Source organism: Paenibacillus sp. FSL R10-2734 (assembly GCF_037963865.1).
Lineage (GTDB): Bacteria > Bacillota > Bacilli > Paenibacillales > Paenibacillaceae > Paenibacillus_AQ.
This window is the reverse complement of the sequence record NZ_CP150170.1, coordinates 2,300,996-2,317,606: the sequence shown is the minus strand read 5'-3', so window position 1 is coordinate 2,317,606 and position 16,611 is coordinate 2,300,996. Positions and strand designations below refer to the sequence as shown.

The window sequence follows — 16,611 nt, the reverse complement described above, 5'->3', positions numbered from 1 at the left end:
TAGTTACTTCAATCCTCCTTCAGCAATCTTTAAAGCTCGTACCGCAGCAGTTAGTGCTTTCTCAAGTGCCGCGACATCTTCTTCGGTGTGACTATCACCAAAACTGATTCGGATGCCACCTGAAGCTATAGAGACATCTTTACCCATAGACAATAGAACACGACTAGGTTCAGCCAGTCGAGAGGAGCAGGCCGATCGGGTAGAAACAGCCATCCCCAGTTCCTCCAGTTTACGAGCAAACACTTCCCCCTTCATACCAGGGTATGAGAAATGCACAATATGAGGGGCTCCATCCTCCCTGCTGTTTATAACAAATTCAGGAACACTGTGCAAGAAGCTTAACAGTCGATCTCGAAGTGGAAGCACTCGGGCACAGAAGGCTTCACGCTGCTCACCACTCATCCGCACAGCTTTAGAAGACGCGACAATCGCAGGTACATTCTCGGTTCCAGCACGTTGACTATCTTCGTGAGAACCGCCAGTAAGTAGTGGGAAAAGCTGGATTCCTTCTTTAATATAGAGAAGCCCCGCTCCACGTGGGCCTCGAATTTTGTGAGGAGACAAGCTGTAGAGATCCACTTTCCATTCTTTAAGATCAACAGCAAGCTTGCCATATCCCTGAACACCGTCTACATGAAACAGAGCTCGTGGGTTTACGGATTTAATCAGCCTGCCAATCTCCAGCAGTGGCTGCACCGTTCCAATCTCATTATTCACATGCATCACGCTTACGAGAACTGTATCACGCCGCACTGCAGCAGCTACTCGCTCAGGATCAATCATTCCAGTACTATCTGGCGCTATAAAAGTAATCTCCCAGCCATTTCGCTGCAGCTGCAGACAACTTTCATACACAGAGGGATGCTCTATTTCCGTAGTTATCAGATGACGTCCTCTTGACTGATACTGCAGAGCAGCGCCTTTAATTGCTAAATTATTGCTCTCCGTAGCCCCAGAAGTAAATAGTATCTCCTGTGGCTGTACAGATAACGCGGCTGCGCATACTTCTCGTGAGCGCCTGATCAGCTTAGCCGCTTCGCTGCCGGCACGGTGCAAGGAGGACGGGTTAGCATAGTGCAGCTTCATAATTTGTTCCATCGTCTTCACCACATCTTCATAGGGTGGCGTAGCAGCGGCATAATCCCAGTAAAGCATATATCGATGGTCTCCTTTACTTCGTTAAAATGCAAAAAATTCACTTTCTTATATTTCGAAAAAGGATCAAACGGTGATCCCATATCCCAGCCATGTGGTTTAAGGGTTTCCCATTTGATCCTTTATATTATACAGCGTATTGCGCGCGAGCGCGTTCTATTTTAGAGAGATAAGACTGCGTCTCTTTTGGAAGCAGTGTAAGCTTCTCCAATAATTCCTGATCATTGCTTACCCCAAGCTTATTTACCCGTCCTGGGCCAGCGTTATATGCTGCTAATGCCATCTGTTCCTGTCCACCATAACGCTTTAGTTGATAAGATAAGTAGCGTACGCCACCATCAATATTTTGGGCCGGGTCGAACGAATTTGAAACCCCTAAACCGTTCGCTGTTCCATCCATTAGCTGCATTAATCCTTTAGCGCCTGCCGATGAGACAACGTTTGGATTAAATGAAGATTCCGTATCAATTACAGCTTTTATCAAATCAACAGGCACTCCATATTTAGCACTCGCCGTTTGAATCAAATCCTCATAGCTTGTTGGTTTAGTATCCGTTATTTCCCCGGAAATTACGCTATCGTTACTTTCAGCTGTCCCGCCTATCTGCTGCCATAACAGGCTACTAACAGATGACGCATCCGGAAGTGAGGTCAAGAAGCTTGTATCCCCGCTATTAGAGGAGTTAGAAGACAAAGCTTGGAGCATTGTTGCAAATTGAGAGGCTGACGCTCCCGACCTTTTAGCTTCATTCGCTGAGCTGCTCTTGTCGGTTGCACTCTTTAAGCTTATCCATTTAAGCTGCCCTAACCCATTGGTTACAGCGGGATTGATCTCCATACCGGCGCACTCCTTTTATCCTGTTGAATCATATATTTTGTCTAGCATTAGATTTCGATGAATTACGGCTTAATATTACATTTTATCCGGAATTATTGCTATATGCTGGAATGAAAAAACAGACTTCAGACCCTAATATTTAGGTCTAAAAGCCTGTTATAGTTCAAACTTTTCAGTTCGTTGTTAGCGAGCAAAGGGAATCATCACAAAGTAACTAAGTGTAGATACAATGCCTAGCCCCATTGCCCATGCCCCAAGCGTTTTTTGCTCTTTGGCATATGCATAATAACCAACTATAACTGATAAAGGTCCAAGAAAGATGGACCAAAGAAACAAAGAGGCAATGCCGATAGCAAGCCCAGTATAACCCACCACTTGGCTTCCACTATATTCCTCTTCGTTCTCCTTAGTTTCACTCACACGTGGTGTTGTATCCCGGACCTGCATCGGAACCGGATTCACCTCTGCGGCATACTCCTCTTGATGTTCTCTGTCCCGGCGAGGATAGTCCACTCTGCGCGGACGCAAAATGATTTTTCTCGGTCCGGATTGTCCATTGGATGAACTTGATTCATGATCCTTTTCTCTGTCCATTAGGGCGGCCTCCTAAGAGTTCGGCTTAAATGTTAAACAGCATGTTGCAGACGATGTTGCGACGTGATCGTGGTGACCTTCATTCGTCATTTCTTCAGCATATTCTTCTTTAAATCCACTACCCGCATGCTTGTCGATCTCAATAATAATTTCTTCAGCCCGGCATAAATTATGCTCGCCCCAATAATGACAATTGCTCACACTACATTTAACTAATGGCTTTACACTTGACATATCTATTCACCTCGGCTTCATTATGTCCGCTCGATTCCCCACCTATTCGACAGGCAGGTTTCCAGTTGATGTAACGCAAAAAAGGACCAGCCCTTGTCATTGTAGAGTGACAAAGTGCTGATCCTTCACACGAGCAAGTTAACTGTTAAACCTGATTTTGCATACGCTTCTCAGTCAAATAGTCGTTCTCATAATAAGTAAGATCATCGCGTAGCTCTTCATAAGTCTTGGTAATTTCTAGAATGATATCACGCGCCGGACGAACTGGCTTTTTACGGAAACGGATAGCATCCTGTCCAGTATAAGCATAACGTCCATCTTCAGAATAGCTTTCATTCTTTGGATAGAAGAAGTTATTCACGCCATAGTGATATACATTATAAAGCGCTTTCTGCGCAAAAGATTCATCAAATGTTGCACGACGCAACGCAACTCCCAGCTTCTCATAAGACATTTCCGAGAACACTAACAGATGACGAACATCGGACAGAAATCCTTGATAAAATTGTACGGTTTCTTCATCACCTTCAGTTACAAGCTGAGGCAAAGCATGCTCGTTCAAGAAAATTTCCATCTTTTCGATTACATCTTTAAGTTTGTCTCTCGTCGATTCACATAATTTCTGCACATTGGCTGCTGACATGGCGGTTGCTCCCCCTTATTATTCCCTGCTCTTGTAGTCAATAAAGTAAATCCTATGAAGAAATAGTCTCTAGACGTATCTCTTTATTCTTGCAATATCAGGATGCGAACACAGAGAAGTCTAACCTTCTGAAAATTAAAGAATATCTAATGACGTATCTCCTGCAAATCAGGATGCGAACTCGAGATGCTTATTCCCTTTGATATTATCATAAAAAACGTTAGGAAGGTATCCTTTTCTAAGATGCATAAAACATACACTCTCTTCTAAACCTATAGACATTACAATGCGTAGAGGAGCGGAAATCATGTCACGAAAAAATCTAACGGTTGCAGGTCTGGTAACAGCTGCGTTCACGGTTCTATTACTTACCTTTGCGCTGCGTCCTGCCGCTAATGGGACGACCAGAGAAGTCGCTAATGTCGCTGGACCAAAGCCTGCTCCAACTTCAGCTCTACATTCAGCACCAAATCTAACACAGGAAAAATCATTAAAAAAAAGCTCCTTATCTCAAGATGTTGATGCGACGGATCACCTAAATAGAGTGGATGTCAGCAAACATTTGACTAAGCTCCTCTCTGAAACGGATGGAATTGCTTCGCTTCATGATAAATCAGTGTATGCGAAACGTTTGCAGCAGAACCACGGATTTATCACCATGCTGATGTGGATCGATTTTCGCAACCATAAATCCGACACCTTTAAGTCTTCCTCATTTCCTCAAGGAACCGAACAGGAGAATCAACAGCTGCTGAAATATCTTAAGACGGCGAAATCAGCCATCCGTGGTCATCAATCCTATGAATCTCCAACGTTTACAATCGGTAAAGAGAAATATTACTTTATCGCTCAGCGGAACAAAGAAAAAAATGTAGGCATCATCGCACTTATTAACCAAAAGGTGCTTGGGCGTGTGGCGGATCATCAGCTGAAGAATCTGCGTCTCATTCCTTATCCAAAGGAAGGTAAATACCGCGTAGAATCGGTGCATACCGACAATTTAAAGGATATCACCGTCAAGACAGGTCATGATAACGAAAATGCCAGCCATTTTTATGAGAATGAAATTGTCGTCCGCTTCCGCAACAACTCACCTACCCCGGCGCAGCTTCAGACGATAACCGCAGACATCAGTGGTAAGCAGCCACGTAAGCTTGGGTATGCCTATATCTTTCGTTCAGAGAAGCTGACTTATTATCAGCTCAAAGACTATTTCACCAATAAATGGCATCCCGCATATACAGAGCCTCACTATATGTATTTAACCAATGATGCCATAACTAAAAACGCAGAGGGAACTGTTACTCCAAATGACATGTTATTCTCCACTTACCAATGGAATTTGCCGGCGATCGAAACGGAGCTGGGCTGGAATCTTTCCAAGGGAAGTAAAGAAGTGATCGTGGCCGTAGTGGATACCGGAGTTCAGATCAATCATCCGGATCTAAAGGGTAAGCTTATGACCGGGTATAATGCGATTACCAATGGTTCCACACCAGAAGATGATGTAGGACATGGCACACATGTATCTGGAATTATAGGTGCACTGGTCAACAACGGAGAAGGAGTAGCAGGAATCAGCTGGTACAACAAGATACTTCCGGTAAAAGCGCTCGATAATTCAGGAGCAGGTACTACTTATTCCGTAGCAGAAGGAATCATTTGGGCAGCTGACAACGGTGCGAAAGTCATTAACTTAAGTCTAGGTAACTATGCGGATTCCCAGTTTCTTCATGACGCGATCAAATATGCCTACGATCGAGATATCGTCCTCGTATCAGCTGCAGGCAACGATAATACAGAACGCCCAGGATTCCCAGCTGCGTATCCCGAAGTGATTGCAGTAGCTGCAACGAATGCTTCAGGGGAAAAAGCTTCCTTCTCCAATTATGGCGATTATATTGATGTCGCTGCACCCGGAGAAAGCATAGCAAGCACTTACCCTGATAGCCAGTATGCCGCTTTATCCGGTACATCGATGGCCAGTCCTCATGTCGCTGCGCTGGCTGGTCTGGTGCGTTCACTGAATCCGAATTTAACGAATACGGAAGTCATGGAGCTCATGACCAAAAATGCAGTTGATTTAGGCACTGCCGGTCATGACAAATATTTTGGCTGGGGTCAGGTCGATATCTATAAAACACTGCAAGCCGCAAGTGGCAATCAGGTTCCACTACAGCTATGGCCACAGCATGTGCAACAACAACTGAATCAATTGAAACAACGATTAAATAACACCCCTTAACCATTCACCTGCAAAAATCTGCCAAGCAAGCGGAGAAATAGCCGTAACCCTTCCTCCATATCCGTCTCATTCATTTGTGAATAGCACAAACGGATATGCCGGGAAGGGGTCTCCGCGGAGTAACAGACATCACCAGGTAAAAAAGAAATGCTCTCCTGTTCAGCCAGCTCATGCAGTCTTGCGATATCGGGAGAAGCTGGAAGCTCCAGCCAGAGATTAAGACCTCCCTCTGGAAGAATATAGTTTACCCCAGGTGGTGCGTAGAGCTTAAGAAGCCTCGCCGCCTTTTCCATGCGGCCACGGAGTGTAATTCGTAACTGCGCAGCGTACGATTCATACTTGCCGGCGATGAACGGCATTACCGCGCGCTGAGTGAGCAGTGGACTCCCTAGATCACTCGCAGACTTAGCAGCGATGAGTCGAGACAGAATATCCCCTTCAGCGGCTACACAGGCAATTCTGCAGCCGGGAGCTATAACTTTACTGAAGCTCTTCATATAAACTACATGCCCTTCGGAATCCATCGATTTGATCGTCCTAGGCGGGGGCGTGTGGAAATATAAATCACTAAATGGATCATCCTCTACAATAAGACAACGGTAACTCCGAGCGATTTCCAGCAGGCGTTGTCTTCTTGCCATACTCATGGTTACTCCGCTCGGATTCTGATAGGTAGGGATTGTATAAATTAGCTTAGGTGGTCTTTGATCACACATCCTAGTAAGGATGTCCACCCGCATTCCTTCACTGTCTGTAGGTACAAAGATCATCTCTGCACCTCGTCCTGCAAAAACATCAATAGCCCCAGTATAACTGGGAGCCTCAAGATACACCGTGTCTCCAGGGCCGACAAATGTACGTGCCACCAGATCAATACCTTGCTGTGTTCCACTTGTAATCATTAAATCGGAGGAAGTGAGTGTAATTCCACGTGTTTTCAAGTGATCTCTCATGATTCCTCGCAGCTCCAGATCACCCTGAAAGTTCCCATAGGTGGCCATAAGCTCCGGCTGCTGAGTGACTAATGATGCGTAGGAGTCACCGATATTTTTGAGCGGCAGTAGCTCACTGTGAATTGCAGCTATATGAAAGGGATACTTCACTTCAGAGTAATCAAAATTGCGCCACAGCTGAGCTCGAGGCAAATAATCATCATATAAATCCTGCCAGCGGCCATCTACCTGACGTTTAGTGTGCTCAGGGTCAGCTACAAAGCAGCCTTTACCTTGTTTGCAGTAAATAAGTCCCCGTTTCTCAAGCACAGCGTACGCCTTGCTTACCGTAACCTGGCTTACACTTAAAGTTGTAGCCAAACTTCTCACGGAGGGCAGCCGGACACCTTGCTGGAGCAGTCCTGATGAGATCCGCTGACTTAGGGTTTCACTGATTTGATGAGGCAGAGATTTACTGCCGCTGCGAATCAAATCGATATGCATGAACCCTTCACCTCCACTGTTATATTCAACGCTTTACTGTTATACAGCACTCCTATTATGATAGCACCAAATCGAAAGGTGGAGAACTCATTTATGGATATCAAATACTCAACAGCAGCCAATCATCTAGGATCTTCAGCAGTGCGCGAGATTCTAAAAGTTACACAGGGCAATGATATCATTTCACTTGCAGGCGGGCTGCCTGGGGAGGATTTGTTTCCCTTGGAGGCCGTACGGAACGCTTATAACCGTGTGCTCTCCAGCGATCCCTCAGCGCTACAATACGGACTAACCGAGGGCTTTACTCCACTGCGTGACAAAATCGCCGAAAGACTTACTCGGCAAGGAATTCCAGTTACAGCATCTGAGATGGTTCTGACTACAGGTTCCCAGCAAGCCATAGATCTACTATGTAAAGTACTACTTGATCCCGGTGATGCTGTCCTTGTTGAAGCTCCCACTTATCTAGCAGCCTTACAGGTGCTCGGTTCTTACCGAGCTGATATTCATACAATAAATAGCGACGAGCATGGCATTCTGCCCGACCACCTGGAAGATCAAATTCGGAAGCTCCGACCAAAGCTCCTATATGCAGTTCCGACCTTCAATAATCCTTCAGGTGCAACTTGGAGTAAGGAATGCCGTGAGAAAGTAGTTGAACTCTGCCGCCGTTACAATGTTCTTATCTTGGAGGACAATCCTTACGGAGAAATAACCTTTGATGAAAATAAAGATCTTCATCCAGCCTCACTAGCGTCCATCGACAGAAGCTATGGGGGAGATTACTGTGTCGCCTACACTGGAACCTTCTCCAAAATCGTCGCACCTGCCCTGCGTACCGGCTGGATTATCGGCGATTCAAATCTCATCAAGACCATCGCCAAGGCAAAACAAGCAGCTGATCTACATTCTAGCACCATTGACCAGCGCGCTTTAAATGAACTGCTGCTGCACTTCGATATTGATCAGCATATCCGTAACATCTCACGAGAATATTATTCTCGAATGAAGCGCTTGTCCGCGGAGATCAGATCACATAACTGGGAAGACGCTCATTTTCTGGAGCCACGGGGTGGTATGTTCTTATGGCTGACACTTTCCCAAGAGATCAACACGAAAGAATTACTTCCTCTAGCGGTAGAGAACGGAGTTGCTTTCGTTCCCGGCGAGGTGTTCTATTCAGCTCAGCCCATCAAGAACAAAATGCGTTTGAATTTCACACATACGCCACCAGAGCTCGTACCACTCGCTGTGAAACGTCTGGAGAACGCGCTAGTTCAATGGCGGGAGAGTCAAAGCTCTGTAATGTCGTAATCATAAGAAAAACTTCACCTACGACCTTTAAAAATCTGGAGTAAATCCAACACTTCAGCAGGGATGGGGGGACGGATATGGATTCCAATCGCTGTTGACATCCGTCCCCTTGTATTCTACTTGGGTGCTTTCATTTACCTCAGGCCTGTCCTAACCGATCTTCAATCACTCTGTGCAGCTAAAAACATTTTTTAGAGCTTTCGGCGTATGTTAGGCTAATGTAATTGCGCAAACTTCAACTATTCTCGTCTGTAAACCCTATAGAAAAGAGATAATGCAGTTTTATTGCGACCAAATTTGCGTTCGGACACCAGAGCCCTTATTTGCAACAATTACGCTGTTTTGAAATGCTAACGGACTCTTGGGTCGTTATATGACTGAAATGGCATGATATGCCCCCTAATTATGATAAATAATGTCCCTCCAGTCCGAAACTCCCTCCAAAACGCTTAAAATGCGCATATAGTTGCATCTGAGTCCGTTACCACACGAACAAATAACCATGGATTGTGTACTAAGCAAAAACGATTACTGTCCTTAAAGGACGGTAATCGTTTTTGCGAGAAATATAAGACATAGAGTATTGCGTGAAACTTATACTTTCTGCTATTTAAATAACCCGGCTTCTTCATCCTTTATAGGATGGGAAAGCCGGGTTATTTATTTTCTAATCTACTTCTTAGACACTTCTATACTATCTTTATTGAGCCTAAAATAACCATTTTCAACGAAAGACATGATTCGACTGACACTTACCCCTGTTTGAAGGGATATGTTTAATACCATCGTGTCGGGTGAAGTCTCTACAATACGCCTGATACTCTGATACATCTCATCACAACTACTGCACATCCTCTTATTGTTTCGTTCATATAAATGTCCGCAGAACCCGCAAATCTGATAATTTCCCATGTTACACATGTCCCACTTTCTACATATCTTCTTGCCAGAACAAACAATCTACAACAAAAGCAATGCCCTATCTCATGCATAGTTGGTCATTCGACCAGCCGTTTACGCTACGTAACAATATAGAGAAAATCTCCCTATAATAATCTGATTATCCCTAGAAATTCATGATTATAGGGAATTGCTCCCTATAAATAGGTCAGAAATATGCTCCGGTCAGTAGCTATGGGCAGCTACGGATGTATTTCCTATACAAAAAAGCCTTCCTCGTAATTCCGACGTTGAAACTTATACTCACTTCTATTTTAAAAAAACGACGTACTCCGGTCACCCAGGATACGTCGCTATTTGTGTATACATTGTAATTATAACGTTGCAGTTAGGAAAGTTTGCCGTAAGCCGGGTTCTGTGCTCGTCGTGGTTCGATCGGGAACTACCCTCCCACCATAAGCGACAATCATCTATCTAGGCCGTACATTACTGCACAGCTCCAGCGACCAACCTAGACGCGCCTCAGGCTAAGGCTGCCTATTCCAATAAAGGAATTTGCTGCGTCTCATTAGGTCTTGCTCCAGATGGGGTTTACCAGGAACGAAGTCACCAGCGTTCCTCGGGGTCTCTTACACCTCGGTTCCATCCTTGCCTGTGCCGCCCTAAGGCGGCCATCGGCGGTCCATTTCTGTGGCACTATCCTTCGGCTCGCGCCGACTGGACGTTATCCAGCATCCTGCCTTATGGAGCCCGGACTTTCCTCCCGTGACGTCTTCACGTCACCGGCGATTGTCTGTCAAACTTTCCGAACAACATTATATATTATACAGACATCACATGTCCGGCACAAGCTTTATTCCTTGGTAATTTACAGGAACTGAAATGGCTCCGTATTCACCTGCGAAGCATGTACAGCTGTACCGTACTTATGCTCCACCAGTTTCCTAGTCATCCACTCCGCAACCTTCTCTTTCATAATCTTCTCCGCATTATGTCCCGGATCAATCAGAGTGATACCAGCGAGCACAGCATCCTGTGCTGTATGGTAATCCAGATCGCCCGTAACCAACACATCCGCACCGCGGAAAATAGCACTGTTATAATACTTTCCGCCCGAACCTCCCAAAACTGCGGCTTTACGAATCGGACGATTCAGATCACCCACAACACGCACATGGTCTACCTTCAGGCCTTTTTTTACCGTCTCAACGAATTGCCCAAGTGTTGTAGGCTCTTTGAGCTTTCCAACTCGCCCAAGCCCTAAGCTGCGGCCTTTGAGATCCATCGTGTACAAATCATAGGCAACCTCTTCATAAGGGTGAGCCTTAAGCATAGCCTGTACCACTTTATTGCGAATGGTATGCGGGACGATCGTCTCAATACGAATCTCCTCGGCACGTTCCAGCTTACCTTTTTCCCCGATATAAGGATCTGTGCCTTCTCCCGGAATAAAAGTTCCATATCCCTCGATATTGAAGCTGCAATGACTATAGTTGCCGATTGCCCCTGCTCCAGCGTTCAGGATGGCATCCAGCACCTTCTGATGATGATCCTTAGGCACAAACACAACCAGCTTTGACAATTGCTCTGAGTGAATGTCTTTGATAGGCACTCCGTTCTCTATGCCAAGAGCTTCCGCCATCCAATCATTCATTCCACCTTCGGTTACATCCAGATTAGTGTGACTGATGTATACCGCGATGTCATTTTTGATCAGCTTTTCATACATTCTACCCATCGGTGTATCAGTCTGAATCCCTTGTAGCGGACGGAAAATAATCGCATGGTGGGCAATGATTAGATTACAGCCGAGACTAATTGCCTCTTCGACGACTTCATCATTCACATCGAGAGCAACCAGCACATTAGTTATTTCTTTCTGTAAGGAACCTAGTTGCAGACCGACTTTGTCCCACTCTTCGGCTAAATGCTTCGGAGCCAGCTGCTCCATATATTGAATTACTGTTTGTCCTTTGGCAAGCATTGCAGCACCTCCGTAATCTCCTTGATCTGGTCTCGAATTAATTTCCGTTTATTCTCCGCAGATTCGAGCTCTGAACGTGACAACGATGTCAGAATGCCTTCCAATTTCTGAATCTCTCCCTGCCACTTGGCAAAAAACACATCATTCGATGCTTGGATCAGCCAAGGTCCCATCTGTAGCAAGGTGTCCTGACCACGAACCAAAGCAGAATCGCCTAACGTTACCTCTCGATATACATTAGCATTCGTAATACCAGCGCTAGCATCCTCTGGTACAGCCGTTAACACCTCATACAGCTTGCCGTCTTCTTCAAGAATACTTTCAGCTATAAGAACCCAGTCATTATTTAGCAGCCAGCGGCGCAAAATATCCTCGCCTACATTCGGCTGAAGTACCAGTGTTGTAACATCCTTTAGCTTGCCTTGGCTTTGTCCGCGATCAAGAATTGAAGCAATTAATGCGCCACCCATACCAGCGATCGTGATACAATTAACTTCACCAGGTTCTAGTACCTCAAGGCCATCCCCTCGTCGCACCGAGATCACCTTCCCTAGTCCGGCCTCTGCAACGCCTTTACAAGCAGCATCAAAAGGACCCGGGTTTACCTCACCTGCTACTGCGAATACAGCCTTACCGCTTTCTACAGCAGCTACAGGAAGCAGAGCATGATCAGAGCCGATGTCTGCCAACCTGCTTCCTTGCGGAATTTGCTCCAGCAATTGCTGAAGCCGATCTGATAATTTCACATTGTTCATGTTGCCACCCACATTATCCATTTTTTTCGAAACAAGAACAGCAGGGCTAAGCCTACCGCAATTTTTAAAATTAGCATAAACGAAATCCACTGTGGATAATCCTGTCTCAGTAAAAGAGCATCAAGCTCTGGCATGATCCATAGAGATACTCCCACTGCAAAAAAAACACTAGCGACGCCTTTAACTTTGTGATGCAACAGCCAGCTTAGCCACACCATCATTACACTGAGTGGAAGCCATAAGAGCTCAAGCTCTAGCATCGAAGCCTCAGGGCGCTTTCCACCGAAGAATCCCGCATATAGTAATGCCCAAAAGGCATAACCGCAGTACTGCAGCAAGCCGATCCGGAGTGCAAATCCCAGAATACACCATATCAAGCCGCAGGCACCAATCAGAATCGGTCTCCAGAGCTGAGGATCAAGATCATGCAAAGCAATCATCCATAGCCCAAAACCAAGCGTTAACACACTTCCCAGCCCCGCTAGGATAAGACTAATGACCTGATTTCGGTCCCTGTAAACCGCTGAGTATCCATAACAGATAATTAATACAGATAGTGCTGTTGCAAGTTGCAAAGGCCAGGGAAAAACGCTAAAATAAAGACTAATCAAGAAAATCAAGGAAATAATTCCAAAACCAAACAGCCAAATTTTGATGTTTCCCTGCTGTAGATTCTTCAGCGAAATTGGATTGTTATCCTTAGCCGCAGCTTCATCATCATACAGGTTGGTTAAGAAGTCGCAATACTGCTCTGGCAGCAATCTGTTATTTCTCCAATACTGAATCTCTTTTATAATAATTTCGCGTTTTTCCAAATTCACTGGCTCATCCTTCTTTCCAGATGCACATGGTCAGCACTTTTAGGGTCGTAAATTCAAATAAAAGAACCTCCTGCCACTGAGCAGCAGAAGGTTCAGTTCATGAAATACTATTCGAGGAAATCCTTAAGCCGTTTACTGCGGCTAGGGTGACGAAGCTTACGTAATGCTTTAGCTTCAATCTGGCGAATCCGTTCACGTGTAACACCGAACACTTTACCGACTTCTTCAAGCGTTCTCGTCCGGCCATCATCTAAGCCAAAACGCAGACGAAGTACATTCTCTTCACGCTCCGTGAGCGTGTCCAGTACATCCTCCAGCTGTTCCTTCAGCAGTTCATAAGCAGCTGCATCCGCAGGAGCCAAGGCTTCCTGATCCTCAATGAAATCTCCCAGATGAGAATCGTCTTCTTCACCGATCGGTGTTTCGAGCGATACTGGCTCTTGGGCAATCTTCATGATTTCTCTGACTTTCTCAACCGTCAGCTCCATCTCAGCCGCAATTTCCTCTGGCGAAGGTTCACGTCCCAGTTCTTGCAGCAATTGACGAGAGACACGAATCAGCTTGTTGATCGTCTCAACCATGTGTACAGGAATACGAATCGTACGTGCCTGATCCGCAATCGCGCGGGTAATGGCCTGACGAATCCACCAAGTTGCATACGTACTAAATTTGAACCCTTTATTATGGTCAAATTTCTCTACCGCTTTGATCAGACCCATGTTACCTTCTTGAATCAGATCGAGGAATAACATGCCGCGTCCGACATAACGTTTAGCAATACTTACTACGAGACGTAGATTTGCTTCTGCAAGACGACGTTTTGCTTCTTCGTCTCCATTTTTAATCCGCATAGCTAGTTCAACTTCATCGTCAGCCGACAACAGTGGAACGCGTCCAATTTCTTTCAGATACATACGGACTGGATCATTAATCTTGATCCCAGGTGGAAGTGACAAATCATCATCAAAGCTGAACTCATCGCCCTCTTTGTCCTCATTGTCCTCATTTGGCCGGAGGCTGTTAACCTCTTCATCGTTCTCGTTTACAACTTCAATCCCCAAATCACTGAGTTGTTCATAGAACTCCTCCATTTGCTCGGGGTCTTGATCAAACGGCGATAATTTCTCCATAATATCTTTGTATAGCAATGATGATCTTTTCTTGCCTTGCTCAATAAGCTGATCCTTAACCTGATCCAAAGTAAATTCTGCTTCCAATTCAGTATGCTGATCGTTCGCCATAATTCGACTCCCTCCTCCCTAGGTACATCCTGTCAACATTTCATTGTCTCTCTAGGGCTATAATCTCACTTGCTATTTGTGCCGCACGCAAAAAGTCACCTGACTTCTCCGCCTGAATCATCTCTTCACGCTTCTGATCCATCTTGCGCTGCAGTGGGTATTTCCGTACTTCACGAATACAATCATCCAGCACCTGCATATTCCAGTCTGGAGGTGTATCCATCATGGAAATTGATGTTGCAGTTTTCTCCAGACGATCATCCTGAAGCGATGATAGAAACCGACTAATGCCGGGTGGTTTGCCTTGCGCGTAATAGGCATATAGATAAGCGGCAATTGCCGCATGATCATCGATGTTGAACTCTTCTCCGAGGCGTTCACCCACATACGTAGCGGCTTCTGGGTCCTGAATCATAAAGGACAGTAGACGCCGTTCCGCAACATGATAAGCGGGCAGCAAAGTTGGTGTCTGCACTTGCCCTTTTTTATGCCTACCATTATTCCACCTTTTGTCGTTATTATCCCCTTCAGGGATGTTTTTTTGCATCGATGCCCTAAGTAAATTACAATCCTGCTTCAAACTATCATATGAAAGTTCCAGCTCAGAAGCGATTTCCCTTAGGTAAACCTCTCTCTCGGTCGAGGAATGCAGTGAAGCAATGACCTCCAAAGCTTCTTTAACGTAGGCAATTTTGCCATCTTCCTCTAGGAGTATATGGTTTTTTTTCAGATATATAAGCTTAAATTTTATGGATGAAACCGCAGAATCAATAACCTGATCCATAAACCTTTCTCCACCATGCTTGGAGATAAACTCATCTGGATCGAGCCCGCTTGGCAGTAAGGCAATTTTCACACGCAGGCCACTTCCTTCAAGCATTGGAATGGACTTCATAGCAGCTGCTTGTCCTGCCCGGTCACCGTCATAAGCCAGTACAATTTCATCAGCCAGACTCTTCATCAGCGCTACATGACTTTCAGTCAAAGATGTCCCCATCGTTGCTACACCGTTATGCACACCTGCTTCCCAGGCCGAAATGACATCTCCGTATCCTTCAAAGAGGACGATTTGCCGCGTTTTGCGGATGGATGCTTTGGACTGGTGCAAATTGTATAAAATCCGGCTTTTGTTAAACAATCTACTCTCTGGAGAATTTAAATACTTGGGTTGACCTTCTCCAAGAATTCTTCCAGCAAAAGCAATCACCTTTCCTGTGCGGTTCGCAATCGGAAAAATAATTCGACCACGGAAACGGTCTATATACCCTTTGCCCTCACCTCTGGCAGACAAGAGTCCGCCTTTCTCCATTTCAGCAAGGTCAAAATTCCGTTTCTCCAAAAACTGTAGCAAAGTATCCCAGCGGTCCGGAGCATATCCGATCTGAAACTGGTCAATCATTTTATCGCTGAAGTTCCGGGCTCTTAAATACTCCATTGCGGCTTTGCCGTGTTCCGTATTCTTCAGCAAGTAATGATAAAACTTTGCCGACCATTCATAAGCTTGAATCAACCGATCGCGTTCCGGATCAGGAGGAGACATCAGGCCTCCCTTACCTTCAGGAACGGGAATGTCACTTTCTTCAGCCATTATTCTGACGGCTTCGGGGAAGGTTAATCCTTCGATTTCCATCCTAAATTTGATGGCATTTCCACCCATGCCGCAGCCAAAGCAATGAAACACTCCCCGGTCGGGGGTAACTGTAAAGGAAGGGGTTTTCTCCGAATGGAACGGGCAGAGGCCCCATAAATATTTCCCCTGCTTGGACAAATGGACAACCTTACCGACTGTATCGACAATATCATGACGCGCAAGCACGCTTTCGATAACCTCTTCCGGAATATTCCCGTGTCCGCTAGCCACTTCAACCACCTTCAATTCTTAACAAATAAATATAATTCGCTATTGCTCCACATTCTCCTGCAAAAGTATTAAAAGTTTTGTCATTTTATGTTGAAAATATAATTTTTCTTCTGCCGTTATAGGTTTTGGACCCTTAGAGTAGTGTCCCCGTCTTCGTTCCACGGCCCTGGCATGCCTACCCTCCAACATAAAATCCATTTTGGAATCGTCATATTCCTGGCCACGAAAAGAAAGCACACTGCAACGTTTGCCGAGTGCAAGTGCTGCGAGACCATAGTCCCCAGTCAATACCACATCTCCTGCAGAAATATAATTGGCAATATATAGATCAGCACTCTGATCTCCTCGGTCCACCTGCACAACCGTTACACCCTCTTCAGCTTTCAGTGCATGGTCATAAGAAGATACCATCAGTACCGGCACACCAAAGGTGCGACCTACCTCAGCGATCTCTTTTTTGACCGGACAAGCATCCCCATCCACTACTATGGTCCTAGACCGGGACTTCTCCATGATCATCACCAATTTCCTGTGTAATATATATACGCCCTCACCGCAAGAAATCCTTCTTTCTATGCATAAATACGGAA

The 16,611-nt window shown here is 45.4% G+C and carries 14 protein-coding genes and 1 other RNA gene; 2 read left to right on the top strand and 13 right to left on the bottom strand.

Going from position 1 to position 16,611, the window contains the following annotated elements; all coding sequences use genetic code 11:
• Positions 1-3 precede the first annotated feature (3 nt).
• From NSS67_RS10195 to NSS67_RS10175, 5 genes are all read right to left on the bottom strand, one after another.
• Positions 4-1,155 (bottom strand): cysteine desulfurase family protein, encoded by a 1,152-nt coding sequence (locus NSS67_RS10195; RefSeq protein ID WP_339319427.1) that lies wholly within the window; start codon positions 1,153-1,155, stop codon positions 4-6.
• A 127-nt stretch (positions 1,156-1,282) separates the two neighbouring features.
• On the bottom strand, positions 1,283-1,993 hold the full coding sequence (locus NSS67_RS10190) for a lytic transglycosylase domain-containing protein (protein WP_339319426.1): 711 nt from the start codon (positions 1,991-1,993) through the stop codon (positions 1,283-1,285).
• A 183-nt stretch (positions 1,994-2,176) separates the two neighbouring features.
• The gene (locus tag NSS67_RS10185) at positions 2,177-2,587 is read right to left on the bottom strand and encodes a hypothetical protein (RefSeq protein ID WP_339319425.1); all 411 of its coding nucleotides are present in this window, start codon (positions 2,585-2,587) and stop codon (positions 2,177-2,179) included.
• A gap of 12 nt (positions 2,588-2,599) precedes the next feature.
• Positions 2,600-2,821, bottom strand: coding sequence for a DUF1540 domain-containing protein (locus NSS67_RS10180; RefSeq protein WP_076117472.1), 222 nt, complete (start codon positions 2,819-2,821; stop codon positions 2,600-2,602).
• 145 nt (positions 2,822-2,966) lie between these two features.
• Positions 2,967-3,464 carry a YpuI family protein gene (locus NSS67_RS10175; RefSeq protein WP_339319424.1) on the bottom strand — a complete coding sequence of 166 codons (498 nt, stop codon included), beginning with the start codon at positions 3,462-3,464 and terminating at the stop codon, positions 2,967-2,969.
• Positions 3,465-3,771: 307 nt separating this feature from the next.
• Between NSS67_RS10175 and NSS67_RS10170 the strand changes: the two genes are divergently transcribed.
• Positions 3,772-5,709 (top strand): S8 family peptidase, encoded by a 1,938-nt coding sequence (locus NSS67_RS10170; protein WP_339319423.1) that lies wholly within the window; start codon positions 3,772-3,774, stop codon positions 5,707-5,709.
• On the opposite strand, the gene NSS67_RS10165 is transcribed toward NSS67_RS10170, so the two are convergent.
• Positions 5,706-7,145, bottom strand: a complete 1,440-nt coding sequence (locus NSS67_RS10165) for a PLP-dependent aminotransferase family protein (RefSeq protein WP_339319422.1) — start codon at positions 7,143-7,145, stop codon at positions 5,706-5,708. The genes NSS67_RS10170 and NSS67_RS10165 overlap by 4 nt on opposite strands.
• A 93-nt stretch (positions 7,146-7,238) precedes the next feature.
• Between NSS67_RS10165 and NSS67_RS10160 the strand changes: the two genes are divergently transcribed.
• Positions 7,239-8,459 (top strand): PLP-dependent aminotransferase family protein, encoded by a 1,221-nt coding sequence (locus NSS67_RS10160; RefSeq protein WP_339319421.1) that lies wholly within the window; start codon positions 7,239-7,241, stop codon positions 8,457-8,459.
• A 1,289-nt stretch (positions 8,460-9,748) separates the two neighbouring features.
• On the opposite strand, the gene rnpB is transcribed toward NSS67_RS10160, so the two are convergent.
• The 7 genes from rnpB to NSS67_RS10125 all read right to left on the bottom strand — a co-directional run bounded on the left by rnpB (position 9,749) and on the right by NSS67_RS10125 (position 16,540).
• Positions 9,749-10,164: RNase P RNA component class A (gene rnpB / locus NSS67_RS10155), an RNA gene on the bottom strand.
• A 63-nt stretch (positions 10,165-10,227) separates the two neighbouring features.
• A complete protein-coding gene (locus NSS67_RS10150; protein WP_339319420.1) occupies positions 10,228-11,343 on the bottom strand; it encodes a Nif3-like dinuclear metal center hexameric protein in 1,116 nt (371 codons plus the stop codon).
• Positions 11,319-12,089, bottom strand: coding sequence for a class I SAM-dependent methyltransferase (locus tag NSS67_RS10145; RefSeq protein ID WP_339320560.1), 771 nt, complete (start codon positions 12,087-12,089; stop codon positions 11,319-11,321). The genes NSS67_RS10150 and NSS67_RS10145 overlap by 25 nt, the downstream gene beginning before the upstream one ends.
• A 5-nt stretch (positions 12,090-12,094) precedes the next feature.
• Positions 12,095-12,919: a hypothetical protein gene (locus NSS67_RS10140; RefSeq protein ID WP_339319419.1), complete on the bottom strand. Its 825-nt coding sequence runs from the start codon at positions 12,917-12,919 to the stop codon at positions 12,095-12,097.
• A gap of 107 nt (positions 12,920-13,026) precedes the next feature.
• A complete protein-coding gene (rpoD, locus tag NSS67_RS10135) occupies positions 13,027-14,160 on the bottom strand; it encodes an RNA polymerase sigma factor RpoD (RefSeq protein ID WP_042130309.1) in 1,134 nt (377 codons plus the stop codon).
• Positions 14,161-14,200: 40 nt separating this feature from the next.
• Positions 14,201-16,021 (bottom strand): DNA primase, encoded by a 1,821-nt coding sequence (gene dnaG, locus NSS67_RS10130; RefSeq protein WP_339319418.1) that lies wholly within the window; start codon positions 16,019-16,021, stop codon positions 14,201-14,203.
• A 39-nt stretch (positions 16,022-16,060) separates the two neighbouring features.
• Complete coding sequence (locus tag NSS67_RS10125; protein ID WP_339319417.1) at positions 16,061-16,540, bottom strand: DUF188 domain-containing protein; 480 nt, start codon at positions 16,538-16,540, stop codon at positions 16,061-16,063.
• Between the last annotated feature and the right edge of the window lie 71 nt (positions 16,541-16,611).

What these genes read in the sequence shown, in the direction of transcription:
- NSS67_RS10150 (WP_339319420.1), bottom strand. Translation starts at nt 11,343, where the DNA reads ATGCTTGCCAAAGGACAAACAGTAATTCAATATATGGAGCAGCTGGCT.
- NSS67_RS10180 (WP_076117472.1), bottom strand. Translation starts at nt 2,821, where the DNA reads ATGTCAAGTGTAAAGCCATTAGTTAAATGTAGTGTGAGCAATTGTCAT.
- NSS67_RS10185 (WP_339319425.1), bottom strand. Translation starts at nt 2,587, where the DNA reads ATGGACAGAGAAAAGGATCATGAATCAAGTTCATCCAATGGACAATCC.
- NSS67_RS10165 (WP_339319422.1), bottom strand. Translation starts at nt 7,145, where the DNA reads ATGCATATCGATTTGATTCGCAGCGGCAGTAAATCTCTGCCTCATCAA.
- NSS67_RS10170 (WP_339319423.1), top strand. Translation starts at nt 3,772, where the DNA reads ATGTCACGAAAAAATCTAACGGTTGCAGGTCTGGTAACAGCTGCGTTC.
- NSS67_RS10175 (WP_339319424.1), bottom strand. Translation starts at nt 3,464, where the DNA reads ATGTCAGCAGCCAATGTGCAGAAATTATGTGAATCGACGAGAGACAAA.
- NSS67_RS10125 (WP_339319417.1), bottom strand. Translation starts at nt 16,540, where the DNA reads ATGATCATGGAGAAGTCCCGGTCTAGGACCATAGTAGTGGATGGGGAT.
- NSS67_RS10160 (WP_339319421.1), top strand. Translation starts at nt 7,239, where the DNA reads ATGGATATCAAATACTCAACAGCAGCCAATCATCTAGGATCTTCAGCA.
- NSS67_RS10190 (WP_339319426.1), bottom strand. Translation starts at nt 1,993, where the DNA reads ATGGAGATCAATCCCGCTGTAACCAATGGGTTAGGGCAGCTTAAATGG.
- rpoD (WP_042130309.1), bottom strand. Translation starts at nt 14,160, where the DNA reads ATGGCGAACGATCAGCATACTGAATTGGAAGCAGAATTTACTTTGGAT.
- NSS67_RS10195 (WP_339319427.1), bottom strand. Translation starts at nt 1,155, where the DNA reads ATGCTTTACTGGGATTATGCCGCTGCTACGCCACCCTATGAAGATGTG.